The 24,848-nt window shown below is 63.5% G+C and carries 24 protein-coding genes; 17 read left to right on the top strand and 7 right to left on the bottom strand.

All coding sequences use genetic code 11. The annotated features are described in order from the left end of the window. Nucleotides 1-4: 4 nt before the first annotated feature. Nucleotides 5-499 carry a cyanophycin metabolism-associated DUF1854 family protein gene (locus AC3WR5_RS06520; protein ID WP_492482883.1) on the top strand — a complete coding sequence of 165 codons (495 nt, stop codon included), beginning with the start codon at nucleotides 5-7 and terminating at the stop codon, nucleotides 497-499. 50 nt (nucleotides 500-549) lie between these two features. On the opposite strand, the gene AC3WR5_RS06515 is transcribed toward AC3WR5_RS06520, so the two are convergent. Next, entirely contained in the window at nucleotides 550-1,665 is a 1,116-nt protein-coding gene (locus AC3WR5_RS06515; RefSeq protein ID WP_492482881.1) for a ProQ/FINO family protein, read from the bottom strand. Nucleotides 1,666-1,780: 115 nt separating this feature from the next. Continuing rightward, nucleotides 1,781-3,028, bottom strand: a complete 1,248-nt coding sequence (locus AC3WR5_RS06510) for a tetratricopeptide repeat protein (RefSeq protein WP_492482879.1) — start codon at nucleotides 3,026-3,028, stop codon at nucleotides 1,781-1,783. A gap of 241 nt (nucleotides 3,029-3,269) precedes the next feature. Here AC3WR5_RS06510 and AC3WR5_RS06505 point away from each other — a divergent pair, with 241 nt between their 5' ends. Beyond that, nucleotides 3,270-3,647 carry a ribonuclease HepT family protein gene (locus AC3WR5_RS06505; RefSeq protein ID WP_141285157.1) on the top strand — a complete coding sequence of 126 codons (378 nt, stop codon included), beginning with the start codon at nucleotides 3,270-3,272 and terminating at the stop codon, nucleotides 3,645-3,647. A gap of 60 nt (nucleotides 3,648-3,707) precedes the next feature. Here AC3WR5_RS06505 and mobA read toward each other — a convergent pair whose 3' ends face one another. Next, on the bottom strand, nucleotides 3,708-4,331 hold the full coding sequence (gene mobA / locus AC3WR5_RS06500; RefSeq protein ID WP_492482877.1) for a molybdenum cofactor guanylyltransferase MobA: 624 nt from the start codon (nucleotides 4,329-4,331) through the stop codon (nucleotides 3,708-3,710). Between the two features lie 25 nt (nucleotides 4,332-4,356). Then, complete coding sequence (apbC, locus tag AC3WR5_RS06495) at nucleotides 4,357-5,448, bottom strand: iron-sulfur cluster carrier protein ApbC (protein ID WP_492482875.1); 1,092 nt, start codon at nucleotides 5,446-5,448, stop codon at nucleotides 4,357-4,359. Nucleotides 5,449-5,676: 228 nt separating this feature from the next. On the opposite strand from apbC, the gene AC3WR5_RS06490 reads away from it, so the two are divergent. Then, on the top strand, nucleotides 5,677-6,387 hold the full coding sequence (locus tag AC3WR5_RS06490; RefSeq protein WP_492482873.1) for a peptidylprolyl isomerase: 711 nt from the start codon (nucleotides 5,677-5,679) through the stop codon (nucleotides 6,385-6,387). Between the two features lie 6 nt (nucleotides 6,388-6,393). Here AC3WR5_RS06490 and ilvA read toward each other — a convergent pair whose 3' ends face one another. Further along, nucleotides 6,394-7,932 (bottom strand): threonine ammonia-lyase, biosynthetic, encoded by a 1,539-nt coding sequence (gene ilvA, locus AC3WR5_RS06485; RefSeq protein WP_492483559.1) that lies wholly within the window; start codon nucleotides 7,930-7,932, stop codon nucleotides 6,394-6,396. Nucleotides 7,933-8,359: 427 nt separating this feature from the next. On the opposite strand from ilvA, the gene AC3WR5_RS06480 reads away from it, so the two are divergent. Next, a complete protein-coding gene (locus AC3WR5_RS06480; RefSeq protein WP_492482871.1) occupies nucleotides 8,360-8,788 on the top strand; it encodes an OsmC family protein in 429 nt (142 codons plus the stop codon). A gap of 15 nt (nucleotides 8,789-8,803) precedes the next feature. Here AC3WR5_RS06480 and coq7 read toward each other — a convergent pair whose 3' ends face one another. Beyond that, a complete protein-coding gene (gene coq7 / locus AC3WR5_RS06475; RefSeq protein WP_492483557.1) occupies nucleotides 8,804-9,427 on the bottom strand; it encodes a 2-polyprenyl-3-methyl-6-methoxy-1,4-benzoquinone monooxygenase in 624 nt (207 codons plus the stop codon). Nucleotides 9,428-9,689: 262 nt separating this feature from the next. Between coq7 and AC3WR5_RS06470 the strand changes: the two genes are divergently transcribed. From AC3WR5_RS06470 to cyaY, 3 genes are all read left to right on the top strand, one after another. Next, nucleotides 9,690-10,676: a porin gene (locus AC3WR5_RS06470; RefSeq protein WP_492482869.1), complete on the top strand. Its 987-nt coding sequence runs from the start codon at nucleotides 9,690-9,692 to the stop codon at nucleotides 10,674-10,676. A 186-nt stretch (nucleotides 10,677-10,862) separates the two neighbouring features. After that, entirely contained in the window at nucleotides 10,863-11,810 is a 948-nt protein-coding gene (locus tag AC3WR5_RS06465) for an IS1595 family transposase (protein ID WP_492482867.1), read from the top strand. Nucleotides 11,811-12,178: 368 nt separating this feature from the next. Then, entirely contained in the window at nucleotides 12,179-12,538 is a 360-nt protein-coding gene (gene cyaY / locus AC3WR5_RS06460) for an iron donor protein CyaY (RefSeq protein WP_492482866.1), read from the top strand. 82 nt (nucleotides 12,539-12,620) lie between these two features. Here cyaY and AC3WR5_RS06455 read toward each other — a convergent pair whose 3' ends face one another. Continuing rightward, complete coding sequence (locus tag AC3WR5_RS06455; RefSeq protein ID WP_492482864.1) at nucleotides 12,621-15,017, bottom strand: penicillin-binding protein 1A; 2,397 nt, start codon at nucleotides 15,015-15,017, stop codon at nucleotides 12,621-12,623. A gap of 270 nt (nucleotides 15,018-15,287) precedes the next feature. Here AC3WR5_RS06455 and AC3WR5_RS06450 point away from each other — a divergent pair, with 270 nt between their 5' ends. From AC3WR5_RS06450 to AC3WR5_RS06405, 10 genes are all read left to right on the top strand, one after another. Beyond that, nucleotides 15,288-16,367 carry a pilus assembly protein PilM gene (locus AC3WR5_RS06450; protein WP_231011952.1) on the top strand — a complete coding sequence of 360 codons (1,080 nt, stop codon included), beginning with the start codon at nucleotides 15,288-15,290 and terminating at the stop codon, nucleotides 16,365-16,367. Beyond that, nucleotides 16,364-16,984 carry a PilN domain-containing protein gene (locus AC3WR5_RS06445; RefSeq protein WP_492482862.1) on the top strand — a complete coding sequence of 207 codons (621 nt, stop codon included), beginning with the start codon at nucleotides 16,364-16,366 and terminating at the stop codon, nucleotides 16,982-16,984. Before AC3WR5_RS06450 ends, AC3WR5_RS06445 begins: the two co-directional genes overlap by 4 nt. 9 nt (nucleotides 16,985-16,993) lie before the next feature. After that, complete coding sequence (locus tag AC3WR5_RS06440; RefSeq protein ID WP_492482860.1) at nucleotides 16,994-17,698, top strand: type IV pilus inner membrane component PilO; 705 nt, start codon at nucleotides 16,994-16,996, stop codon at nucleotides 17,696-17,698. Further along, nucleotides 17,695-18,228, top strand: coding sequence for a pilus assembly protein PilP (locus AC3WR5_RS06435; protein WP_492482858.1), 534 nt, complete (start codon nucleotides 17,695-17,697; stop codon nucleotides 18,226-18,228). Before AC3WR5_RS06440 ends, AC3WR5_RS06435 begins: the two co-directional genes overlap by 4 nt. Continuing rightward, nucleotides 18,225-20,396, top strand: coding sequence for a type IV pilus secretin PilQ (locus AC3WR5_RS06430; RefSeq protein ID WP_492482856.1), 2,172 nt, complete (start codon nucleotides 18,225-18,227; stop codon nucleotides 20,394-20,396). The genes AC3WR5_RS06435 and AC3WR5_RS06430 overlap by 4 nt, the downstream gene beginning before the upstream one ends. Before the next feature lie 76 nt (nucleotides 20,397-20,472). Then, complete coding sequence (locus AC3WR5_RS06425) at nucleotides 20,473-21,168, top strand: hypothetical protein (RefSeq protein WP_492482854.1); 696 nt, start codon at nucleotides 20,473-20,475, stop codon at nucleotides 21,166-21,168. A gap of 19 nt (nucleotides 21,169-21,187) precedes the next feature. Then, nucleotides 21,188-21,730 carry a shikimate kinase gene (locus AC3WR5_RS06420; protein WP_492482852.1) on the top strand — a complete coding sequence of 181 codons (543 nt, stop codon included), beginning with the start codon at nucleotides 21,188-21,190 and terminating at the stop codon, nucleotides 21,728-21,730. Nucleotides 21,731-21,752: 22 nt separating this feature from the next. Then, nucleotides 21,753-22,862 carry a 3-dehydroquinate synthase gene (aroB, locus tag AC3WR5_RS06415; RefSeq protein ID WP_492482850.1) on the top strand — a complete coding sequence of 370 codons (1,110 nt, stop codon included), beginning with the start codon at nucleotides 21,753-21,755 and terminating at the stop codon, nucleotides 22,860-22,862. Further along, the gene (locus tag AC3WR5_RS06410; protein ID WP_492482848.1) at nucleotides 22,859-24,043 is read left to right on the top strand and encodes a deoxyguanosinetriphosphate triphosphohydrolase; all 1,185 of its coding nucleotides are present in this window, start codon (nucleotides 22,859-22,861) and stop codon (nucleotides 24,041-24,043) included. The genes aroB and AC3WR5_RS06410 overlap by 4 nt, the downstream gene beginning before the upstream one ends. A 69-nt stretch (nucleotides 24,044-24,112) precedes the next feature. Beyond that, nucleotides 24,113-24,826 carry a transposase gene (locus AC3WR5_RS06405; protein ID WP_492482846.1) on the top strand — a complete coding sequence of 238 codons (714 nt, stop codon included), beginning with the start codon at nucleotides 24,113-24,115 and terminating at the stop codon, nucleotides 24,824-24,826. Nucleotides 24,827-24,848: the final 22 nt, after the last annotated feature.

The following is a 24,848-nucleotide window of genomic DNA, read 5'->3' as shown; positions in this document are numbered from 1 at the left end:
TCCAATGAAAGCCGCGTCGATGAACCCGTCCGAACCCACTTTCACGCTTGGCCGCAACGCGCTGGGCCGGCTGATGCTGACGACCGCGCAGGGCGTGGTGCACGAGGCCGTCACGCCCGTGCGCGCGTTCCCCATCACCGCGCCGGACGACGGCCTGTCGCTGGTCAGCGCCGAGGGCCGCGAGCTGGCCTGGGTGCCACGGCTCTCGGCCTTGCCGGAGGCGCCGCGCCGGATGCTGGAAGACGAGCTTCGCGGCCGAGAGTTCGTGCCGGAGATCCGCCGCATCGTCTCGGTCTCCACGTTTTCGACGCCCAGCACCTGGGTGGTGGAGACCGACCGCGGCGCCACCGAGCTGGTGTTGAAGGTCGAGGAAGACATCCGCCGCCTGGCCGAGCGTGGCCGGCTGCTGATCACCAGCGGCCACGGCATCGTCTTCCTGGTGCCGGACCTGACACTGCTGGACCGGCATTCGAAGAAGCTGCTCGAACGCTTCCTGTGATCGCCGGCCGCCCATGAAAAACGGCGCCTGAGCGCCGTTTCACCTCGCGATCAGGCCGCGTTGCCGCCGCCTTCGCTGCCGGGCGGCTTGCCGCCGGCCGGGCCGCGCGGACCTTGCGGCCTGTCGTCATGGCGGCGCGGGCCGCTGTTGCGCGGGCCACGTGCGCCGGCGCCATCGCGGCGCGGGCCACCGCCTTCGCGGCGCGGCGGCGGGCCGTCGCCACGTGGACCATCCGTGCGCGGACCGTCTGCACGTGGGCCATCACCGCGGCCCGGGCCGCGGCCTTCGCCACGCGGGCCGGCGCCACCAGGGCCGCCAGGACCGCGCGGACCGCCGCCGCCACCGGGCCGGCGGTCGTCGCGGAACTGGCCGTCGCGCGGTGGGCGGCGGTCGAACTCGCGCTGCGGCGGGGCTTCGGTCAGCTCCTGCCGGGCTTGGGCCAGCGTGGCATGCAATTGCTCGGGCGTCAGGCCCTTGAGCGCGCAGAAGTTCGGCTCGGTCAGCGTGGTGTGCTCGAAGTCGCGCAGCAGGTTGAAGCGATCGCGGCGCTGCTGGTCTTCGGCCTCGCGGCGCTGCTGCGTGACACCGCGGCGGCGCGTCAGTTCATCCACCGCCGCTTGGCGGTGCTCGTCGCTCAACTCGTCGGCCGGCTGGCCGTCAAGGTCGAAGCGGGTCTTGGCCCGGCTCAGCGCGATCAGGTAGCTGGTGCTGCCGGTGTGGCGGCGCAGGAAGGCCGACAGCGACTGGCGCGTGAACACGCCGGGCGCGCGGGCCTGGATGTCGGCCTGGATGCGCAGCTTCAGCGGCTTGGGCGCGCCAGCGAACAGCGCCGGGAAGCGCGACTTCAGCGCCTGGGCGCATTCGGCTGGCGACATGGCCACCGGCGCTGGCTTGGCGCCAGCGGCGGCCGGTGCAGCGTCTTCGGCCGGGGCTTCTTCGCCTTTGGTGGCGTCAGCGTCCACGGCCTCGGTTGCTGCGGCTGCGGGGGTTTCTGCCGCCTCGTCGCCACTGGCTTGCACGGCCTCGGGTTCAACGACGGCAGCGGCCTCAGGCGAGTCGCCCGCCTCCGGGCTGGTGGATTCGATGCCGGGCGCGGCGGCGGCCTCTGGCGTCTCGGCCGAAGGGTCCAGGGGCGCCGGGTTCGGCAGCGAAGGGGTCGATGACATGAAGATTCAGAAAGCGCGAGAAAGGCGCGATTGTGCCCATGCTGAGCGGCTTTGCGCGCACAGCCCTTTCAAGCGCTTTGTTACGTGGGGTCGAAGCTTCTCTCATGCGCCCGGTTCAGCGGCTGGCGGCGACCTGCGACACCGCACGCAGATGCTCCAGCTTGGCTGCGTACAGCGCACGGTTGCCAGGTGTGCTGCCATTTTTCGCGGCCAGCGCGAGGTGGCTGCGCGCATTGGGCAAATCACCCAGTTCGAGGTAGACCTGGGCCAGCCAGGCCTGGGCGTCCTGGAAGGTCGGGTCACGTTCGAGTTCGCGGGTCAGTTCATCGCGGGCTTGCAGCCAATCATGCCGCTGCGCCGCGGCCAGGCCGAGGCGGAAGTGGTGGAAGGGCTGCTGCGGCATCAACTTGGCAATCCGCTGGTCCAGCGGGGTGGCTTCGCTGTCTCGGCCCTCGCTTCGCATCAGGCCGGCCAAATTGGCCAGCGAGCGCAGGTCGGCGGGTTCGAGTGCGAGCGCTTGCCGATAGGCCTGCTCGGCCATGGCGGGAAGTTGGCGGCGTTGGTAGATCACGCCCAGTGTGTTGACGGCCGAGGCGGCGGGTTTTTCATGCGACACCGCGGCTCTGGCCCACCAGTAGGCAGTGTCGAGGTCGCCCTGGGCCATGGACTCGACGGCGCGGTTGTTCTCGAACATCGCGATCACCACGTCTTCGCTGACCAGGCGGGCGCGCCGGCCTCTGACTGCTTCGGTTGGCAGGAAGTCGACGACCAGCGACTGGCTGTCGTCGCCCCAGGCCATCGAGTTGCGCTGGCCCAGCACCACGTTGACGTGGCCGCTGGCAACCACCAAGTCGCCACTCAGACCCCAGCTGTCCTCGTTCAGCACCTGCTGGAAACTCACCTGCAAGCCGAGCTTGCGGCCCAGCGAGGCGGTCAGGATGACAAGAGAGAGGCAGTTGCCTGAACGCGCCTGGAAAGCCTGGGCGGCCGTGCGGGTCCGGGCGGTGTCGTAGTCCAGCTTCAGGTATTGGTTGCTCTGCAGTGCTTCGTAGAGGCCGCGCTGTTTGCCCTGGGCGCGGATCAACGGCTCCAGGTCGCTGCGCAGGAAGTGCAGCATGTCGCTGTTCACGGCGAACAGGTCTCTGGTGTCGATGGTTTCCCGCGGCGCGGCGAACAAGCCATCGGCCAGCAAAGTCTGGATGGCCGGTGTGGCCGCGCCCATGCCGTCGACCGCTGGGATGGACGGGGCTGCAGGTTGTGAAAGCGACCGCGCAGGATCTTGCGCACAGCCGGCCAGCATGGCGGTCAACGCCATTGCAGCCGTGCATGCGGCGACGAAACGGGCTTGACCTTGCGTGTGCATGAAACCTCCTGCTGCGCATGGAAGCTGCGGGCCAATGGCCGGCAGCGATGCTTCATCGTAGAGCGGAACCGCTGGCGTGGGAATGGCGCCTTGCCGCATGGGCAGACGTTTTGGTGTGATGTGCCGCAGCGACTTCTTGCATGCCCTTTTTGTAACTCGGCGGCCCCAATGGGAATGGTTACGCTTGCTGCGCCGGGTGGCTGGCCCGAATCATGCTGAAGCAGCGGGCATGAACGGGGATATGACAAGACAAAACCGGCCGACCGACACGGCGGCCGTGCTGGGTGCGATTCAACAGGCAGGCGAAGCGGTACTGGGCTTGACCCACGGGCTGGCCGAGGTCGAATTGCTGGCTTCGGGTACCAAGCGGGGAGAGGTGGCGCGGCAGTTGGGGCTGCTGGCCACGGCCTTGCGCCATTTGCCGCGGGATGCCATGCGCAGCATGCCGGAGATTGACTGGGCAGGCTGGCGCGGCATGGCCAGTTCGCTGGATCAGCTCGGCGGCCTGGCGCGGGACGAGGCCTTGTGGTTTGGCGCGCATTCGCTGGTGCCGGCCACGCTGAGCACCTTGCAGCAATACCGGGCCACTCGGCCGGAGCTGTTCAACTACTGGAACTGAGGCGGGGCAGCCGCGAGCGTGCGCCGGTTTGGTGAATGCCGCGCGGCCGCAGCGGCCAGCTCAGCCGCCCGGCAGGCTGCGCAGACGACCCAGGTCGTCAGGCGTGTTGACGTTGAAGAAGGCGTCGCTGTCTTCAAAACCGACGAAGGCGCAAGTGTGCTGGCGTGCCCAGTGTTCGACCTGGCGCTGGCCTTGCGCCAGATAAGCCTGCAACGAAGCACGCAGATGGCAGCGCAGGAGGCAGAACACCGGTTCGGGGCGCAGTGCCTCGGCGTGATCGGGGGATCGCGTGGCGGCCATCGCGATCTCGCAGTCTTGCGTGATCGCGGCATTCGCCAGTCGGGCGACCAGGTCCAGCGGGAAATTTGGCGTGTCGCAGGGCACTGTGACCAGCCATGGCGTGGTCGCGGCCGACAGGCCGGCCAGGAAGCCGGCCAGCGGGCCGGGGAAGCCGCCCTCGGCGTCGGCCAGCACGGGCATGCCCAGCGCCGCGTAGTCAGCCAGATGGCGGTTGGCGCTGATCAGGCAGGTGCTGACCTGGGGTGCCAGGCGCTGCAAGGCCCATTCGGCCATCGGCCGGCCGTGCCAGGTCTGCAAGCCCTTGTCGACCCCCCCCAGTCGCCGGCCGCGACCGCCGGCCAGCAGAAGGCCGGTGACCTGCTCGCGCGGGATGCTGGCGGTCATGTTCAGGACCCTTTTGCCCAGAGGATCAGGTGCTCTTCGAGATGCTGATGCTGGGGAACTTTGACGAGAAGTCCTTGGCGCGCTGCGCGACCTGCACCGCGACCTGGCGGGCGATGGCGCGGTAGAGGCCGGCTTCTTCGCTGTCGGGCCGACTCACCACGGTGGGTGCACCAGCATCGGCCTGTTCGCGGATGGCCAAGCTGAGCGGCAATGCGCCCAGATAGTGCACGCCGTGGGTCTCGGCCATGCGCTTGCCGCCCTCGGCACCGAAGATGTGGGCCGTGTGGCCGCAGTTCGGGCAGCAGTAGACGGCCATGTTCTCGACCAGGCCGAGGATCGGCACGCTGACCTTCTCGAACATCTTCAGGCCCTTGCGCGCGTCGATCAGCGCCACGTCCTGCGGCGTGGTGACGATGACGGCACCGGTCAGCGGCACGCGCTGCGAGAGGGTCAGCTGGATGTCGCCGGTGCCGGGCGGCAGGTCGACGATCAGGTAGTCGAGCTCGCCCCAATTGGTCTGGCGCAGCAACTGTTCCAGCGCCTGCGTGGCCATCGGGCCGCGCCAGATCATCGCGTCGCCCGGGTCGACCAGGAAGCCGATAGAGTTGACCTTGATGCCGTGGCCCTGCATCGGCTCCATGCTCTTGCCGTCCAGGGTTTCCGGACGGCCGGAGATGCCCAGCATCGTGGGTTGGCTGGGGCCGTAGATGTCGGCGTCCAGCAGGCCGACCGATGCACCTTCTGCCGCCAGCGCCAGCGCCAGGTTCACTGCAGTGGTGCTCTTGCCGACGCCGCCCTTGCCCGAAGCGACCGCGACGATGTTCTTCACACCCGGCAGCAAGGCCACGCCGCGCTGCACCTGGTGCGCCACGATGTGGCTGTTGACCTGCACGTCGACCTGTGTAACTTCGTGCAAGGTCCGAGCAGCCGCTTCTAGGGCTGACTGCAGCAGTGCGACCTGGCTGCGCGCCGGGTAGCCGAGCTCGACCTCGAAGCTGACCTTGCCGCCATCGAGGCGCAGGGCTTTCAGCTGGCGGGTGGAGACAAAGTCCTTGCCGGTGTTGGGGTCGACGACGGTTTGCAGTGCCGCGAGAACGGCTTGTTCGGTGAGGGCCATGGGCGTGGAGAGCAGGGAAGGGCGGGGCCGGCGCGGAAGGCGCCAGGAGGCAGCCGGGCGCGCAGTGTCGGTCAGCGGCGGCGCTGCGCGTGGATGGAGAATGCGCTGCAGTCTACCGGCTGCGCCCTTGGTGCATGGGCGCAGCCCACAGGAGCCCTGGTTCGCAGTGGTCCATCTGACGACGCTTTGCGAACTTTTCACCGGGGCTTGGCAAACCGGAGCCGTTGAATGATGAACGCAAACCATGGTTTTCTTCGCCGCAGGCTGTGCGGGTTCTCGCTGGCATGGGTGCTGGCTGGTTGTGCCGGTACGGCCGGGGCCGCCACCGCGCCGCCAACCCCGGCGGCCACTGCACCCACACCGCCGGTGCAGGTCCGCTTGGTGACCGAGCAGGGCACCATCGTGGTGGCTGTTGACCTGGCGCACGCTCCTGTGTCCGCTGGCGATTTCCTGCGCTACGTGGACCGTGGGCTGTACGCGGGCGCCAGCTTCTACCGCACGGTGCGGCGAGACAACGATCACGGCACGCCGCAGATCGAAGTCATTCAGGGTGGCGTGGCGGGCGACGACACGCCAGCGCCGCCGGTGGCCCACGAGACCACGCAGGCCAGCGGGCTGCGGCACCATGACGGCACGCTGTCGCTGGCGCGTGGTGCGGTGGGCACTGGCTCGGCCGCGGCATTTTTCATCTGCATCGGTGAGCAGCCGGGGCTGGATTTCGGCGGCCAGCGCAACCCGGATCGCCAGGGCTTTGCCGCCTTTGGGCAGGTGCTGGAAGGCATGGACGTGGTGCGCCTCATCCACGGCGCGGCGACCGATCCGGCCCAGGGCGAGGACTATGTGCGTGGGCAGTTGCTGGCCAAGCCGGTGCGCATCCTGCGGGCCGAGCGAGTCGAGCCCGCGCCGCAGGCCGTACCGCCCGGTGTGGCGCTGCGCTGAAGCTGCTCAGCGCAGGAACAACTGATAGACCGGGTTGTCGGTCTCGTCCACGCAGGGGTAGGCCAGGCCGGCAATGAAGTCCTTGAAGGCCTGCTTGTTGCCCTTGGGCACCTGCATGCCAACGAGGATGCGACCGTAGTCTGCGCCCTGGTTGCGGTAGTGGAACAGGCTGATGTTCCAGTCCGGATGCATGGCCGACAGGAAGCGCATCAGTGCGCCCGGGCGCTCGGGGAACTGGAAGCGGTAAAGCCGCTCGTCGCGCGCCAGCTCGCTGCGGCCACCCACCATGTGCCGCACATGCTCCTTGGCCAGCTCGTCGTCGGTCAGGTTGACGGTGGCGAAGCCGTGGCGGGTGAAGCTGCGGGCGATTTTGTCGGCCTCGTCGCGCTTGCTGATGGACACGCCGACGAAGACGTGGGCGATCTTGGCGTCCGAGATGCGGTAGTTGAACTCGGTGACGCTGCGCGAGCCAATCAGTTCGCAGAAGCGCTTGAAGCTGCCGCGCTCCTCGGGGATCGTCACCGCGAACAAGGCTTCGCGTTGTTCGCCAAGCTCGGCCCGCTCGGCGACAAAGCGCAGGCGGTCGAAGTTCATGTTGGCGCCGCAGGTCACGGCCACCAGCGTCTGGCCCTTGAGCTTGTGCTCGGCGGCGTACTGCTTCAGGCCGGCCACGCCCATCGCGCCGGAAGGCTCGACGATGCTGCGGGTGTCCTGGAACACGTCTTTCATCGCGGCGCAGACGGCGTCGGTGTCGACGACCACGAAGTCGTCGACCAGCTCTCGCACCAGGCGGAAAGTCTCTTCACCGACCAGCTTGACGGCAGTGCCGTCGGCGAACAGGCCGACATCGGGCAGCGTCACGCGCTTGCCCGCCTTGACCGAGCGCAGCATCGCGTCGGAGTCGACCGTCTGCACGCCAATGACCTTGATCTCGGGCCGCACTGCCTTGATGTAGGCCGCGACACCGGAGATCAGCCCGCCGCCGCCGATGGCGCAGAACACCGCGTGGATGGGGCCCTGGTGCTGGCGCAGGATTTCCATCGCGATCGTGCCCTGGCCGGCGATGACGTCCGGGTCGTCGAACGGATGCACGAAGGTTAGGCCCTGGGCATTTCCCAGTTCGACGGCGTGTCCGTAGGCGTCGGAATAGCTTTCACCATGCAGCACGACCTCGCCGCCCCAGCCGGCCACGGCGTCGATCTTGACCTTGGGTGTGGTGACAGGCATCACGATGACGGCACGGCAGCCCATGCGCTTGGCGCTCATGGCCACGCCCTGGGCATGGTTGCCTGCCGAGGCGCAGATGACGCCGCGCTGCAGCTTTTCCGGCGACAGGTGCGCCATCTTGTTGTAGGCGCCGCGCAGCTTGAAGCTGAACACCGGCTGCAGGTCTTCACGCTTGAGCAGCACCTGGTTGCCCAGGCGCTTGCTCAGCGTGCGGGCCGGGTCCAGCGCGGTTTCTTCTGCAACGTCATAGACCTTGGCGTTCAGGATCTTGCGCAGGTAGTCGTTGGCGCTCGGCGGCGTGGCCGCTTGGATCGCCATGCTGGTGCCGGACATGGAACGACTGGATGCCGGGCGCGCCGCAGGGCGGGCCGGACGGGCGGCGCCTGCCATGGCGTCTCTCCTCGGTGCAATGCTGGTTGAAATGACTTCGCACGCATCGCCCGGAGGGTCTGCCACGCAGAAGCGCTGCATGGTAAAGCAGCGCGCTGTGACCTACGCCAGATGTCGCCAGACAGAAAAAAGCCCGGAGCTTTGCAGCTCCGGGCTGAATCCACCAATGGAGGAGGTGGAGGAGACAACCGGGGCATTGATCGATAGATCCATCAATGCGATGAATAGAGTTTAACCGCACTTGTGTTGCGCCGCAATATGCTGCTAGCCGTTCGTTACCGGTGACTGGCGCGAGATAATTCACAGTGGCGGCCCAGCGAGGCCGCAAAGCCGCTTTCAAACGAGGAAGAAGTCGATGGAATGCACGATCCACTGGGTGCCGGAAACCGGCATGTCGATGCTGGCGGAGACTGGCAGCGGCCATTTGCTGAACATGGACGGCGCACCGGAGGGTGGTGGCCGCAATCTGGCCCCGCGTCCGATGGAGACGCTGTTGGCCGGTGCGGGTGGCTGCACGGCCTATGACGTGGTGCTGATCCTGCAGCGCGGGCGACACGAGGTGAGCGGCTGCACCGTGTCCCTCAAGGCCGAGCGTGCGTCGGTCGACCCGAAAGTCTTCACCAAGCTGCACATGCATTTCGTGGTGACCGGCAAGCAGCTTCCGGAGGCCGCGGTGGCGCGGGCCGTGGCGCTGTCGCACGAAAAGTATTGCTCGGCGACAGCGATGTTGGGCCGCACGGCGGAGATCAGCACCAGCATCGAAGTGCGCGAGGCTGGGGCCTGAGGCCGCGCGGCATTGTCAGATGTAGTGTGCGGTGGTCGTCATGACCTTGGCTGCCACCCGCATCAGGCCGCGAACGGGGGCCGGCAGCCGATGGGCCCCGGCGGCCTCAGCCTGTTCCGCATGCCGGACTTCGTCTGCATGCATCTGCGCCACGATGGCGCGTGACGCATGGTCCTCGGTGGGCAGGCGCGCGAGGTGGCTGGCCAGATGCCGGGCCACCTGCCTCTCCGTCTCCGCGACAAAGCCCAGGCTCCAGCGGTCTCCGGCGCGGCCGGCCAGCAGGCCCAGCGAGAAAGCGCCGGCGTACCAGAGCGGATTCAGCCAGCTGGCGTGGCTGTTCAAGGCCTTCAGGCGTTCCGCTGTCCAGGCCAGGTGATCAATCTCCTCGTCGGCGGCTTGTTGCAGATCCCGCCGCAGCGCGGGATCACGTGTGCCCAGCGCCTGTGACTGATAAAGCGCCTGCGCACAAACTTCGCCCACATGGTTCACACGCATCAGTGCGCCGGAAAGTCGCTTCTGCGACGCGCTGAGTGCCGTCGCGCCAAGCTCGGGCTGCGCAGGGCTGGCGCGGTTGGCTCTCGCGCCGCCTGAGAGCGTGCGCAGCGCTTGATCTGCGTTGATCAACAAGGTGTCGAGCATCCTGGGTTTCTCCCGATTGCTGGCGTTATGTGAATTTCGCAAGACGCCATTGTGACGCGCTCGTTTTTTGGCCACCCGTTGTCCATAGGCAACGACCCTGGGCCGGATGTGCCTGAAAGTTTGCCTCCTTGGCGGGGCTCTGGTGCAATCACGCTCAGCTTCCGCATCAGGGTTTGCCTTTAGTGCGCTCCGGACCAGCCGCTCAATGAAGCGGCCAGGCCAACCCTCCGGATCTCTCGTACCAATCTTGGAGATAGTTGCAATGAAAAAAACTCTGCTCGCTCTGGCAGTTCTGGGTGCTTTCGCCGGCGCCGCTTCCGCTCAATCGTCGGTGACCGTGTACGGCAAGCTGGACCTGGCGCTGGCCAAGACCGTGGCCTCCAACGACAAGCAAGTCGCTGACAACAACGGTAGCCGCATCGGCTTCAAGGGCAGCGAAGACCTGGGCAATGGCATGTCGGCCATCTTCCGGATCGAAAGCCAAATTTCGGCTGACACCGGCGCTGCACAAGGCGGAACCACTTTCTGGAATCGCTGGTCCTCCGTGGGCCTGAACACCAAGTTCGGTTCCCTGCAACTCGGCCGCATGGAAAACGGCGCTTGGGATGTGGTGAGTGCCAGCGATCCGTTCGGTGGCGACACCATCGCTAACCTGCGTGACATTGGCGCGACCCTGCGCACCAACAATTTTGTGGGCGGCCCTGTCGGCTCCTTCATCGACGTGCGTCGCCTGGACAATTCGGTTCGTTACGATGGCGCTTTTGGCGGCTTGAAGCTGTCGGCTTCCGTTGCTGAAACCTACGGTGCCGGCACCAAGAAGCCTTTCGCGGTGGGCGCGTCCTACACCTGGAACTCGCTGGTGGTTGGTGCTGCATACGAAGCCACCACGTTTGAGAACCAGAAGCTGACGACCGTGATGGGTTCGTATGACTTCGGTCTGGCCAAGGTGTCTGGTTCGTACTCTGACGGCAAGACCGCGCTGGACCAGGACGCCAAGGGCTTCCTCGTTGGCGTAGTGGTCCCTTACGGCGCGCTGAACCTGAAGGCGGGTTACGCCCAGTCCAAGGTTGATTTGGCAGCTGGCGACCAGACCCTGAAGAAGGCTGGCCTGGGCATTGAGTACAAGCTGTCCAAGCGTACCAAGATCTACGCCGACTACGCCCGCATTGGTGGTGACGTTGGCCCGGATGGTAGCCTGGGCGAAAAGAACAAGAATGGCTACGATTTCGGTCTCAGCCACTCGTTCTAAGTCTCTCCAGGCATTCGCGCAGTTCTTCTGCGCGAATGCCGTGTGAGCAAAAGCCCGACAGGCCATGCCTCTCGGGCTTTTTTTTATTGGCGCTTTGCGCGTTAGGTAGTGACGCTGGCTCGCGCTGTGAGCCAGCGGACTGCCAGACTGCCTCGAACGGCCCCAAGTGGGGCGTCGAGGATGAGCATGAGGAAGAAGGACATGCAGCGCCTGTGGGCGCTGGTTGACCGGCTGAGCCGGGCTCAGCGGCAGGAAGTTATCAAGAGGCTGAAGGCGCAGGCAACGGCAGTCGAGTCGATTGAGTTGGTCGAGTCGGCTCGCCATCAATCTAGAAGCTGCCCACACTGCGGCGAGCACCGCATCGTGCGCAATGGCGTGGCAGACGGGCTGCAGCGGTACAAGTGCCGCGCCTGCGGCAAGACCTTCAACGCATTGACCGGCACGCCCTTGGCCAGGCTGCGCCACAAGGGCAAGTGGCTCGACCAAGCCCAGGCGCTGGCCGATGGACTGACGGTCATGCGTGCCGCCGAGCACTTGAACGTGGCCCCGAGTACGGCGTTCCGCTGGCGACACCGGTTCCTCGCGGTGCCTCGGAGCGTCAAACCCAACGCCCTGGCCGGCGTCGCCGAGATTGACGAGACCTACGTGCTGGAGTCATTCAAGGGGCAGAACGTCGTGGGGCGCAAGGTCCGAAAGCGCGGCGGCAGCGCGGCCAAGCGAGGCCTGTCCCGCGAGCAGATTCCCGTCTTGGTGGCTCGGGACCGCTCCGGCACCACGACGGATTACGTGCTGTCGGACAGTCGCAAAGCCGCCGTCATGGCCGTTCTCAAGCCGCTACTGCCGTCCGATGCCGTGGTCTGCACGGATGGTGGCGGCTCAATCGGCCAGGCCGTCAAAGACTTGGGGCTTGAGCATCACCGGGTCGTGACCTCCTCGGGCACTCACGCCATCGGTGCTTGGCACATCCAGAACGTCAACTCGTACCACGGGCGGCTCAAAGGCTGGATGCGCCGATTCAACGGCGTCGCCACGGCCTACCTGGAGAACTACCTCGGCTGGTTCCGCGCGTTGGACCGGACGCCGCGAGGTCCTCGGCAACCCGCGCAGTTACTCAACTTGGCTATCGGCGCGTAGCCCCATCACCAGCTAACGCGCAAAGCGCCTTTTTATTTCTGTCACATCGGCTCTTGCCAAGGCGCGACTCACGTTGTTGAGTCGGCCTGCGTCACTCAGGGCTGGCTTGCGCTCGCTGCCGGCGCCGCGGTGGAGGCCGGAGAAGTTGCTGAGGCGCGAGACGGCTTGGTTGATGCCTGATCGGGTAGCACCAAATTGGCCCGTTGGCCGCAGCCAGCGCACAGCAGTGCCAGGGCCAGCCCTGCAGCCAGCGTTGCAGTTCGCGGCAGGCCACAGAAGGCATGCGACGAAGAGGTCTTCAAAGGTGCTCGCTTTTGCGGCGCCACTACACTGAACATCACGCAATGCGGCATGACTGAATTTTAGCGATGACCACGACAGCTCCGACCCTGACCGACGCGCAATACCACGAACTGGCTCACTTGGCGCTCGCCAGCGTCGAAGCTCAGATCGACCAGTGGCTGGACCGGGATGTGATCGACATCGACACCCACCGTACCGGCGGCCTGCTGGAGTTGTCGTTCCCCAACGGCAGCAAGATCATCCTGAACACCCAGCCGCCGCTGCACGAGATCTGGCTGGCGGCGCGAGGTGGCGGTTTTCACTACCGACGTGACGTGGCGGCTGGCCGGTGGGTCGATACGCGCGATGGCAGTGAACTGTTCCACAGTCTTTCGCATCACGCCAGCGCGCAGGCTGGCGTGGCACTGCTGTTCACTGGCGCCTGACTGACGGCGGCGCGGTGCCTCGGGCGCTCGCTTGACGCCAGTTCACACGGTGGCAAGCGAGCTAGGTCGGGATGGGGGCTACCTACCGGAACAGGTCCAGGATGCCTTTCTTCTCGTCCTCATTTGGCGGCGTGGGCAGGTGTTCTTCCGTGTTCAGGCTGCTGACGCCCTGGCTACCACTGAACTCGTCGTAGTACCACTCGCCCGCCACGTTGACCACACCTGGCGTGGGCTGCACTTCGGCCACCGGCACACCTTTGAGCGCCTGGCCCATGAACTCGATCCAGACGGGCAATGACAGTCCACCGCCGGTTTCGCGGTCCCCCAGCTTGCGTGGATTGTCGTAGCCGATCCAGACGACGGCTGCCAGCGAAGGCTGGAAGCCGGCGAACCAGGCGTCCATGGAGTCATTGGTGGTGCCGGTCTTGCCGTAGATGTCCGGCCGCTTCAGTGTGGCCTGCGCGCGAGCCGCCGTACCGGAGCGTGCGACTTCCTGCAGCAGGCTGCTCATGATGAAGGCGTTGCGTGGTTCGATGACGCGCAGCGATTCATCAGGCGGTGCAAGCCGGGTTTCATGCAGCACGCGGCCGCGGGTGTCGGTCACCCGCGCGATCAAGACCGGGTTGACGCGGTAGCCGCCGTTCGCAAACACGCTGTAGCCGGTCACCATCTGCATTGGCGTGACCGAGCCCGCCCCCAGTGCCATCGTCAGGTAAGGATCGTGGCGCTCCTTCTCGAAGCCGAATCGGGTGATCCATTCGCGCGCATAGGGCACGCCAATGGCCTGCAGCACGCGGATCGACACCATGTTCTTGGACTTCGCCAGTGCACGCCGCAGCGACATGGGGCCGTCGAAGGTGCCGTCGTAGTTCTTCGGCTCCCACGGTTGGCTGCCGGTGCTGCCGGCGTCGAAGAACAGCGGTGCGTCATTAACCACCGTGGCTGGCGTGAAGCCTTTTTCGAGTGCCGCCGAATAGATGAAGGGCTTGAAGCTGGAACCCGGTTGCCGCCACGCCTGTGTCACGTGATTGAACTTGTTCTTGCCGAAATCAAAGCCGCCGACCAGGGCGCGGATGGCGCCGGTTTGCGGCTCCATCGATACGAACGCCCCTTCGACCTCCGGCTGCTGGGTCAGTGTCCAGTCACCCTTGACCGTCTTCAGTACCCGCACGATGGCGCCGCGTCGCACTTGCACCTTCGGGTCTGCGCGGTCTGACAGGCCGGAGGTCGCCGGCTTCAGGCCTTCTCCAGTGATCGTCAGCGCCTCGCCGGATTGCAGTGCTGCAATGACCTTCTTTGGCGACGCCTCCAGCACCACGGCGGCCTTCAATTCGTCGTTATCCGGATGGTCTGCCAGCGCTTCCGCAATGCGTGCGTCCAGCGCCTTGGGGTCTGCCGGCAGGTCCACATAGGCTTCCGGGCCGCGGTAGACCTGCCGCCGCTCGAAGTCCATCAGACCCTTGCGCAGCGCGTGGTATGCGGCGGCCTGATCGGCGGCTTGCACCGTCAACTGCACGTTCAGCCCGCGGGTGTAGGTATCAGCGCCGTATTGGGCAAACATCAATTGCCGCGCTGCTTCCGCGAGGTATTCCGCATGCACTGGCACCTCGGTTGGCGTGCGGTATTTCAAGGTTTGTGCGAGGGCGGTCTCGCGCTGCTCGGCGGTGATGAAGCCGTTATCCAGCATGCGGTCCACGATGTAGCGCTGCCGCACTGTTGCCCGGCGCGGGTTGGCGATCGGGTTGTAAGCTGACGGCGCCTTCGGTAGCCCGGCGAGCATCGCCGCCTCCGCCACGGTCAGCTCCCGCAATGGCTTGCCAAAGTAAATCTCGCTGGCGGCCGCGAAGCCGTGCGCGCGCTGCCCCAGGTAGATCTGATTCATGTAGATCTCAAGGATCTGGTCCTTGCTCAGAGCGCTCTCGATCTTCAGCGCCAGAAGCACCTCGTAAAGCTTGCGAGTGATCGTCTTCTCGGTCGACAAGTAAAAATTACGCGCAACCTGCATCGTGATCGTCGATGCGCCCTGGCTGCCTGCGGCACCGAACTGCGCAACGCCAGCTCTCAGCACGCCCAGGTAGTCCACGCCACTGTGTTGATAGAAGCGGGCGTCTTCGATCGCCAGCACCGCGTGTTTCATCACGTCTGGAATCTCGGCAATGGGTGTGAACTGCCGCCGTTCGTCGCCATATTCGCCCAACAGGACGCCATCCGCGGAGAAGATTCGCAGCGGCAGCTTTGGGCGGTAGTCCGTGATCGCGTCCAGCTCCGGCAGATTCGGGTAGGCGACCGCCAACGCAATGCCGCCGCAAATCAGGCCGGCCGCTCCCAGTGCCAAGGCCGTGCCAAACAGCGCCGCCAACACTCGCAACAGTGCAGCCACCGCCCGCGAAGCGGGGGCGACGGCCGGGTTCGAACTGGAGTGCTTGCCGGGACCTTTGGATGAGGAAGAGGCGGGATCGTTGGGGTCGGCGTCGCTCATGGTTCTCCCGTTGGGCTGCCGATTATAGGAAGTGGAAGTTGCTTCAACTGCCGTTGGCCCAGGCCACCAGCGCAGGGGCGAGCACAGCTTTTGGGGCGGAAGCGCAAAGGTTCCGCACTGGTATCGTTTGCTTACCAATCAGTCGGTCTGGCGCAACGGACACGCGGATTCGTTCCGGGGAAATCCTTGGTTCGTCAACAAGCTTGCTGCTAGCATTGAAGTGCTTTGTTAACTTTGCGCCCGTTCACGGTGTCGCTGGAGCCATCTCCCGTGGGTTTTCTTGATCGCTTTCTGGGCCAGAAACATCCCCAGATGATGGGTCTCGACATCAGTTCATCCAGCGTCAAGCTGGTTGAACTGGGTCAGTCATCGTCCGGCGAATTGGTGCTCGAACGACTGTCCAGCGAGCCTTTTGAAAAAGGCTGGATCGTGGATGGGCAAATCGAGAAATTTGACGAAGTGGCCGATGCGGTGCGGCGCGTCGTGGCCCGTAGCGGCACGCGCACTCGGCACGTCGTGATGGCCATGCCGGCCGCAGCGGTCATCACCAAGCGCATCGTGCTGCCTGCCGGTCTTCGCGAAGAAGAGATGGAACTTCAGGTCGAAACCGAAGCGCATCAATACATCCCGTTCTCGCTGGACGAAGTCAGCCTGGACTTCTGTGTGATTGGCCCGAATTCGAATTCGGCCGGTGATGTGGATGTGTTGATCGCTGCTTCGCGAAAAGACCGCGTGCAGGACCGGCAAGGCCTGGCCGAGGCGGCTGGGTTGACGCCGGTTGTGCTGGACATTGAATCGCATGCCTCCCGTCTGGCCATGACGCGGCTGGTGGCCGCTTTGCCTGACCAAGGCAAGGACGCTTTGGTCGCGCTGTTTGAAATTGGCGCGGATACCACCAGTCTCAAGGTCCTGCGGGAAGACGAGTTGCTGTACGACCGCGACCAATCTTTCGGGGGTGCCCAACTCACGCAGTTGATCTCGCGGCAATACGGTTTTTCGTATGAAGAGGCGGAGCAGAAAAAGCTCAGTGGCGATCTGCCCGAAGACTATGGCCCCACATTGCTGACGCCGTTTGTGGACAGCTTGGCACATGAAATTGGCCGTGCTTTGCAATATTTCTTCACCAGCACACCGCATCACAAGGTGCATTACGTGATGCTGGCGGGTGGCGCGGCATCCATGACCGGGCTGCGCGAACGCGTCAAGGACGTCACCGGTTTCGCCTCGCGCGTGGTGAATCCTTTCGAGAACATGAAATTAGGGCCGGCGGTGCGGGAGGCCAAGCTCAAGCGTGAGGCGCCGTCGTACCTCACGGCCTGCGGCTTGGCCATGCGGAGATTTGTGCAGTGATCCTGATCAACCTGTTGCCCCACCGGGAGGCGCGCCGGCAGGAACGCAAACGGGCATTTTTCGCGGCCCTGGGACTGGCAGCCATTGTGGGTGCCGGTATCGTCCTGCTTTGGTATCTCGTGTTGCAGCAATTGACTGCCGCGCAGAACTCCCGAAACAGCTTTCTGAAGACGGAAATCACCAAGCTCGAAGTCAAGATCAAGGACATCGCGGACTTGAAGGCTGAAATCGAAGCCTTGAAGGCGCGACAAAACGCTGTGGAAAACCTCCAGACGGATCGGAATGTGCCGGTCTATCTGTTGAACGAGCTTGTCAAGCAGACGCCCGAGGGTGTCTATCTGACTGCCGTCCGTCAAAGTGGGAATCAGGTCACTGTCAGTGGCGTTGCCCAGACCAATGAGCGTGTTTCCGAGTTGCTGCGCAACACCGCCTACAACTCCACGTGGTTGGAGCGTCCTGAGTTGGTGGAAAGCAAGTCCGCCAACGTTCTGATTGGCAAGGATCAACGCAAGTTGTTTGATTTTTCCATCAAAGTGTCGATCAAGCGGCCCGCTCCGCCTGCGGGGGCCGCCAGCGGCGCAGCACCGGGCAAGCCTGCGACCCCCAAAGTGTCCTGAGTATTGGCCATGGCGACACAGAAAAAAACCTCTCAAATCGACGTCGGGGCATCGCTGCGTGCGGCGGGCGGTCAGTTCCAGGGTTTGGATCCGAAGGAGCCCGGACAGTGGCCGATACTGCCAAAGGCTGTGGTCTGGCTATTGGCTGCCATCGTGGCTGTGGTGGTGGGCTGGCTGTTATTGATCAGTGATGAAACAGATCGTTTGGCGCAATCCCGAGACCTTGAGCCAAAACTGAAGACAGAATATCGGCAGAAGCTCACCCAGGCTGTCAATCTGGAAGAGTTACGCAAGCAAAAAGAACAGGTTCAGGAGTATGTGACTCAGTTGGAAAAGCAATTGCCAGGCAAGGCTGAGATGGATGCGCTGCTGTCGGACATCAATCAGGCCGGTGTTGGGCGGGGCATGCAATTTGAGCTCTTCCGGCCGGGGCAGGTGGTGGTGAAGGACTATTACGCCGAGTTGCCGATCGCCATTCGGGTGTCCGGTCGCTTCCACGACATTGGTTCATTCGCTGGGGATGTCGCCAATCTTTCGCGCATCGTCACCTTACACAATTTGGTTATCACGCCCACTACAGCCAAGGACAACTCGGGTGCCTTGGTCATGGAAGCCACAGCGCGGACCTACCGCTATCTGGACCCAGCCGAAGTGGCTGAGGTCAAGCGAGAGGCTGCTGCAAAGGTGAGCGCAAAGAAGAAGGGCAAGTCATGAGTCGGCAGTTTTTGACTTGGCTTGGGTTGGGACTGATCCTGTTGATGGCTGGCTGTTCTGGTGACAACCAGGAGATTCAGGCCTGGATGGATCAACAGGCGAAAGAGGTTAAGCCGAATGTGCAACCGATTTTACCGCCGCGGAAATTCGAGCCGGAGCCTTATGTTGGCAGTGCTGCGCCGGAGCCGTTTGGTGCGGGCAAGATGGTGGCGGGGACACGACTTGATGCGAGAGGCTCAAATGCGATCCTCACGGCTGAAATGCGCCGCCGGAAGCAACCGTTGGAGTCGTTTCCTCTGGATGGCATGAAGATGGTCGGCAGCGTGAATCGAGGGGGCCAGCCTCATGCATTGCTGAAGGTTCAGGGGCTGCTGCACTACGTGAAGGCGGGCGATTATCTGGGTCAGAATTTCGGCAAGATCACCAAGATTTCCGAAACCGAGCTTGAGTTGCGTGAAATCGTGCAAGACGCCTCTGGCGAGTGGATTGAACGCACCAGTACCCTCCAGCTTCAGGAGTCGGGGCAATGAACAACAGGTTGGAGTCACGCAAGATGCGCAGTTGGTACGCGGCAGCCCTGGCGCTGTCGATCGGGATGATGGCGCCGGGCCTGGCTGTGGCGCAAAACGTCATTCGCTCGGTCACCGGTTCGCAACAGGCCAATGGCGAAGTGATTCGGGTTGAACTCAGCCAGCCTTTGGCGTCTGCACCCACCGGGTTCGTGGTCCAGGCGCCGCCTCGGGTGGCCATCGATCTGCCGGGTGTCACCAATGGCTTGGGGACATCTAGCGTCGAGGTGAACCAGGGTAATGTTCGGTCTGTCAACGTTGCCAATTCTGGTGATCGCACCCGGCTGGTAGTGAGCCTGAAACAGGCAACTTCCTACAAGACAGAGATTCAAGGCAAAACGCTCTTGATCCTGTTGGATTCGCAGGCTTCAGCAGGTGCTGCCCAGGATGCGGTGCATTTCGCCACCAACCAGAATTCCGAACAGCTGGCGCTTCGGGACATTGATTTCCGGCGTGGCCCAGATGGCGCTGGGCGCGTCGTAGTGGGGCTGGCCAACACCCAAGTCGGCGTAGATTTGCGGCAGCAGGGCCAGAATTTGGTGGTGGAGTTCCTGCATTCCACCCTGCCAGAGAGTCTGCGTCGCAAGTTGGATGTTTCCGACTTCGGCACGCCTGTGCAAGGCATTTCGGCTGTGCAAAATGGTGACCGAGTTCGTCTGTTGATCGAGCCTCGCGGTGCCTGGGAGCACAGTGCCTATCAGACCGATACGCAATTCGTGTTGGAAGTTCGTCCGGTGCGCATGGATCCGAACAAACTGGTGCAGGGTCCCGGCTTCCAGGGTGAGAAGCTGTCGTTGAACTTCCAGAACATCGAAGTCCGCGCGCTGCTGCAAGTCATCGCCGACTTCACCAATTTCAACGTGGTTACCAGTGACACTGTCACCGGCAGCGTTACGCTGCGCCTGAAGGATGTGCCCTGGGATCATGCGCTGGATATCATCTTGCAGGCCAAGGGTCTGGGCATGCGCAAGTCTGGCAACGTGCTTTGGATTGCGCCCAAGGAGGAGTTGGCGGCCAAGGAGCAGGTTGACCTTGAGGCGAAAAAGAAGATCACCGAACTTGAGGCGGTGCGTACCCAGTCGTATCAACTCAACTACACCAAGGCGGAGGAGATTGCCAAAGCGTTGATCGGCCAGACCAGCGGCTCAGGTGGAGGTTCTGCCGGTGGGACAGGTTCCAACGCGACGCGAATTCTTTCGCCTAGGGGTTCCGTGCTCGCTGAATCGCGAACCAACCAACTATTTGTGTCGGACATCGCTTCCAAATTGGAAGAGGTTACGACGATGATTTCGAAGATTGACATCCCGGTGAGACAGGTGCTGATCGAGGCTAGGATTGTGGAGGCCGATGACAAATTCGGTCGTGCCCTTGGTGTCAAGCTGGGTGCGACTGACCTTCGTGGCGTCAATGGCGGTGTGCCTGGGTATTCGGTCGGGGGCAGTAACTATGTGACTGTGGGCGGTAATTACAATCAGGTCGGGTATCAGACCAATCAACAGAGTACCGACACCGCTTACTCCAACAGCCAATTCGTAAGTCTGCCGGCCAATACCAGTGCCATCAGCACTGCGTCTGCAGCCACCATGGCACTCTCACTTTTCAGCGCCTCGGCCAATCGATTCCTGAACTTGGAACTGAGCGCATTGGAGGCGGAAGGCAAGGGCAAGATCGTGTCCAGCCCGCGGGTGATCACCACCGACCAAGGCAAGGCCGAAGTCGAGCAAGGCGTCGAGATTCCTTACCAGATCGCTTCGTCAAGCGGCGCCACCGCGGTGTCCTTCAAGAAGGCGAGTCTGCGTCTGGAAGTGACGCCGCAAATCACGCCTGAAGGTAATGTGATTCTGGCTCTGGAAGTCAATAAAGACAGTCGAGGCGACAACACAACCGCAGGCCCGGCGATCAACACCAAGCACGTGAAAACCCAGGTGTTGGTAGAGAACGGCGGTACAGTTGTGATCGGTGGCATCTTTACGCAAGAAGAGCGTGATGAGGTCAACAAGGTCCCGCTGCTTGGTGACATTCCCTATCTTGGCGTGCTGTTCAGAGACACTGTGCGCTACAACAACAAGACGGAATTGCTGATGTTCATCACGCCAAAGATCATTACGGACAGATCGGCCGCGCGCTGAAGTTTTCGAAACTCGGCTCACGGTCTAGAGGAATTGAGGGGAAATGATGGTTCGGAGAAAACTCGCTGCAGCCTGGATGCTTGCGGTTGTGGCGTCATTGCAAGCTTGCGGTGGCGGCGGGAGTGGTAGCGCCGGAACGCCAGTCGTTGGCGGTGGCGATGGAACAAGCGGTGGATCTGGGTCGAGCGGCGATGCCGGTTCGCCGATCTCAGTTTCCGTTGGCGCGAGTGACCTGATCGTTGACGGCGATACTTCCGAGACCTATGTTCAGGAATTCACTGTTCAAGTGGTCGACAGCGCTGGTTATCCAGTGAAGGGCGCCAGTATCACCCCGACGGTGACGCTGCCTTATTTTCTGAAGGGCGCTTGGGGCCTGGATGCGGATAATGCTTGGCAGCAATATCTGTCCTCTGGTGCTAGTCCCTGCGCCAATGAAGATGCGAATGCCAATGGAACCCTCGACGCTGGCGAAGACTTGGACCTCGACGGGCAGTTGGCGCCTCGTGCGGCCGATGTGTCGGTCAGCTACATTGATTCGAAGGTCACCGATGTCAATGGGCAGATGAAAGTGCGAATCCAGTATTTGCAAAGCTCTGCTTCATGGGTTGCCTATACGCTGAAGGTCGCGGCTAAGGTTTCGACCAGCGAGGGGGTCGGCACGTACAGTAGCTGGTTGAGTTGGCCAGCCGAGCAAACGGCGGATACATCTACTGATCTTCCATTCACCGTGAGTCCTTACGGAACAGGCGCGTGCGTGGCGACTTCGAATTAATTGCCGAGTCTTGCCTTCCATGATGGTAGGCTTGGTTGGCCTGCCGGGTAGCGGAAAGTCCACCATCGGCCGGCAATTGGCACGTCACCTTGGTTGGCGTTTCGCTGACGCCGACCATGAGATAGAGCAGCAAATCGGTTGCTCCATCTCTGCGTATTTCGAACTGCATGGCGAGGTAGCGTTTCGGGATGTCGAAGAGGCGGTGATTACGCGCCTTAGCTTGGAACAGGACGTGATTGTGGCCACCGGAGGGGGGGCCGTTCTGCGCGTGGCCAACCGTCAGGCGCTCAAAGGTGGAGGCAACCTTGTCGTTTACCTGCGAGCACAGGTGGAAGATCTTGCCCGGCGACTGCAGCACGATACACAACGCCCTTTGCTGAAGGGTGTGCCCCCTTTGGTTCGCCTGCGCGAACTCTTCGCCCAGCGGGACCCGCTCTACCGAGAGATTGCTGACTTCTCTGTCGACACCGGCCGCAGTTCTGTTGTGACCTTGGCCCATCTGGTGGCCATGCAACTTGAACTGGCCCGGCCGGATCTGTTCAGGGGAAGATCGGGCGGCTGATGCGGCCGCATACACTGGCGGCATGCCAACGAATTTGACTTTGAGTTCGCCAACGGTGCGTGTGCCCGTTAGCTTGGGCGAGCGCGCCTATGAGGTGGTGATCGGGTCGGATCTGCTTCGGAGCGACGAGTTTTGGGCGGACCTGCCCCGGGCTGCAGTTGCCGTGTTGGTCACCAACGTCACTGTGGCGCCGCTCTACGCGGCAGCAGTGCAGGCCCGACTGCAAGGCCGATTTGCAAAGGTTCACCTTGTGACCTTGCCGGAGGGCGAGCATCACAAGACGTGGCAGACGCTGAACCTGATCTTCGATCAATTGCTGGGCCACGAATGTGACCGCAAGACCGTGCTTGTTGCGCTCGGCGGCGGCGTGATCGGGGACATGACCGGCTTTGCAGCTGCGTGCTACATGCGTGGCGTGCCGTTCGTGCAGGTGCCGACCACGCTGCTGGCACAGGTGGACTCTTCCGTCGGGGGCAAGACCGCCATCAATCACCCGCTTGGCAAGAACATGATCGGCGCGTTTTATCAACCGCTGCGTGTCTTCTGCGATGTGGACACCTTGCAGACACTCCCGCCTCGCGAGGTGGCTGCCGGGTTGGCGGAAGTCATCAAGTACGGGCCGATTGCCGATGCGGCTTTCCTGGGGTGGCTCGAAGATCACATCGACGATCTGGTTGCCCTCAAGCCGGATGCGCTGATGCATGCGGTGCGTCGCAGCTGCGAAATCAAGGCGGCTGTGGTGGCGGCCGACGAGCGGGAAGGCGGGCTGCGTGCCATTCTCAACTTTGGCCATACCTTTGGCCACGCCATCGAGGCCGGTCTCGGCTTTGGTGTCTGGCTGCACGGCGAAGCTGTTGCCGCGGGCATGGTGATGGCCGCGGACTTGTCCGAGCGACTGGGGTTGATGCCGGTAGGATTTCGGGTCCGGTTGTCGGCGCTGTTGCAACGAGCCGGCTTGCCCGTGCTTGGCCCCAAGCTGCCGGTGGACGAATACATGCGGCACATGCGCGTGGACAAAAAGGCCGAAGACGGCGACATCCGTTTCGTGTTGATCGACCGCATCGGCTCGGCCGTCGTGCGGCCAGCGCCGGAGGCATTGGTGCGCCAGACCTTGGAGGCTTGCTCCGCGTGAGCGTTCCGGACAGCCGGGGTTCGCCGCTGTGGGTGGTTTACGCGGTGCCTCCGACCAGTCCGGGTGGTCGGCGCGTCGCCGAGCCACCCGCGCCGACACGCAGCGACTTCCAGCGTGACCGGGATCGCATCGTGCATTGCACCGCGTTTCGTCGGCTGGTCTACAAGACGCAGGTGTTCCTCAACCACGAGGGCGACCTGTTCCGCACGCGCCTGACGCATTCGCTGGAGGTTGCCCAGCTCGGGCGCTCCATTTCGCGCAGCCTCGGGCTGAACGAAGACCTGGTGGAGGCCATTTCGTTGGCGCATGACCTGGGCCACACGCCGTTCGGTCATGCAGGGCAGGACGCCTTGAACGATTGCATGGCCGAGCACGGTGGCTTCGAGCACAACCTGCAGAGCTTGCGGGTGGTGGACGCGCTGGAACAGCGCTACCCCGGATGGGATGGTCTGAACCTGTGCCTGGAGACGCGCGAGGGCATCCTGAAGCGCTGCCCGTTGCCATTGGCCCAGCAGATCGAAGCCCGCGAACCATCGGGTGTCGCGCGCCGGTTCCTGGACGGCACGCAACCCAGCCTGGAGGCGCAGCTGTGCAACCTGGCCGACGAGATTGCCTACAACGCGCACGACATTGACGATGGCGTGCGCTCGGGTTTGCTGAGCCTGGCCGCCTTGCGAGAGGTTCCGTTGTTCGCCCGTTTCGACGAGGAAGTCCAGCGTGACCATCCTGGTCTGGCAGGCAAGGCGCCACGCCGCCTGCTTGCGGAAATCATCCGACGCATGCTCTCGGCCCAGGTCTATGACGTGATTGCCAGTGCGTCGGCATCGCTCGCAACCGCGGCGCCTGCTTCCTGCGACGAGGTGCGCCGGCATCCTGCCCTGATCCGCTTCACGACCGACATGCGCCATGCCAGCGCCGAGCTCAAGCGCTTCCTCTTTCGTGAGCTGTACCGCCACCCGCAGGTCATGGACACCACCGAGCGGGGTCGCCGCATCATTGCCGAGCTGTTCGCCGCCTACCTCGACGACCCCCGCCAGTTACCGGAAGAGTACCGCGAGCCTGAGACCACGGAGGGCATCAGCCCCCGGCGCGTTGCCGACTACATCGCCGGCATGACCGACCGCTTCGCCACCCGGGAGCACCAACGCCTCACCGGCAGGCAAGTGTTCCTGGAGCGCTGACACCAGCTTGTGCCGCAGACACTCCGACCCCAAAAATGGGGTCGGAGTCGATTTGTTTACACTGCCGGCATGGCTCGCCAACCTCGAATGTCGGTCGCGGGATACCCGCATCACCTGATCCAGCGCGGGCACAACCGCGCTGACGTCTTCATCGACAGCGCTGACCGTCAGCGCTATCTGGACATCCTGCGAGACGTGGCACATGAGCACAAAGTGGCCGTGCATGCCTACGTGTTGATGAGCAACCACGTGCACCTGCTGGCCACGCCCGAGACAGTCGAGGGCCTCAGCCGCATGATGCAAAGCCTTGGCCGTCGCTATGTGGGCTGGTTCAACCACAAGCATCAGCGCTCAGGCACGCTCTGGGAAGGCCGCTTTCGCTCCCAACTGGTCGACGCGGACACCCACTTGCTGAGCTGCCTGCGCTACATCGAGCTCAACCCGCATCGTGCCGGGTTGGTCTCCGGCTTGCTTGACTATCCGTGGTCCAGCATGGCGCACCACCTTGGGCAGCGCCGCGATCCGCTGGTGACTGACCATCCCGCGTTTTGGCAGCTCGGCAACACGCCTTTCGAGCGAGAAGCGGCTTACAGGCGATGGCTGGAAGAGGGGGTTTCCGAATCCGAGCGGCAACGCCTGACGAGCAGCCTTTTGAAGGCGCAGCCGCTCGGCAGCCCACGTTTCATGCAGCAGTTGGCACAGGATCTGGCGCGGCCTTTGGTCCCCAAGTCGCGTGGTCGGCCACGAAAGCCAGCTGTCACAGATGACTCTGTCCCCATTTAAATGCTTGCATCGGGTTTGTGGC

The sequence above is a fragment of the Ideonella sp. FW305-24 genome (assembly GCF_058788035.1).
This window is presented reverse-complemented; position numbering and strand designations above follow the sequence as displayed.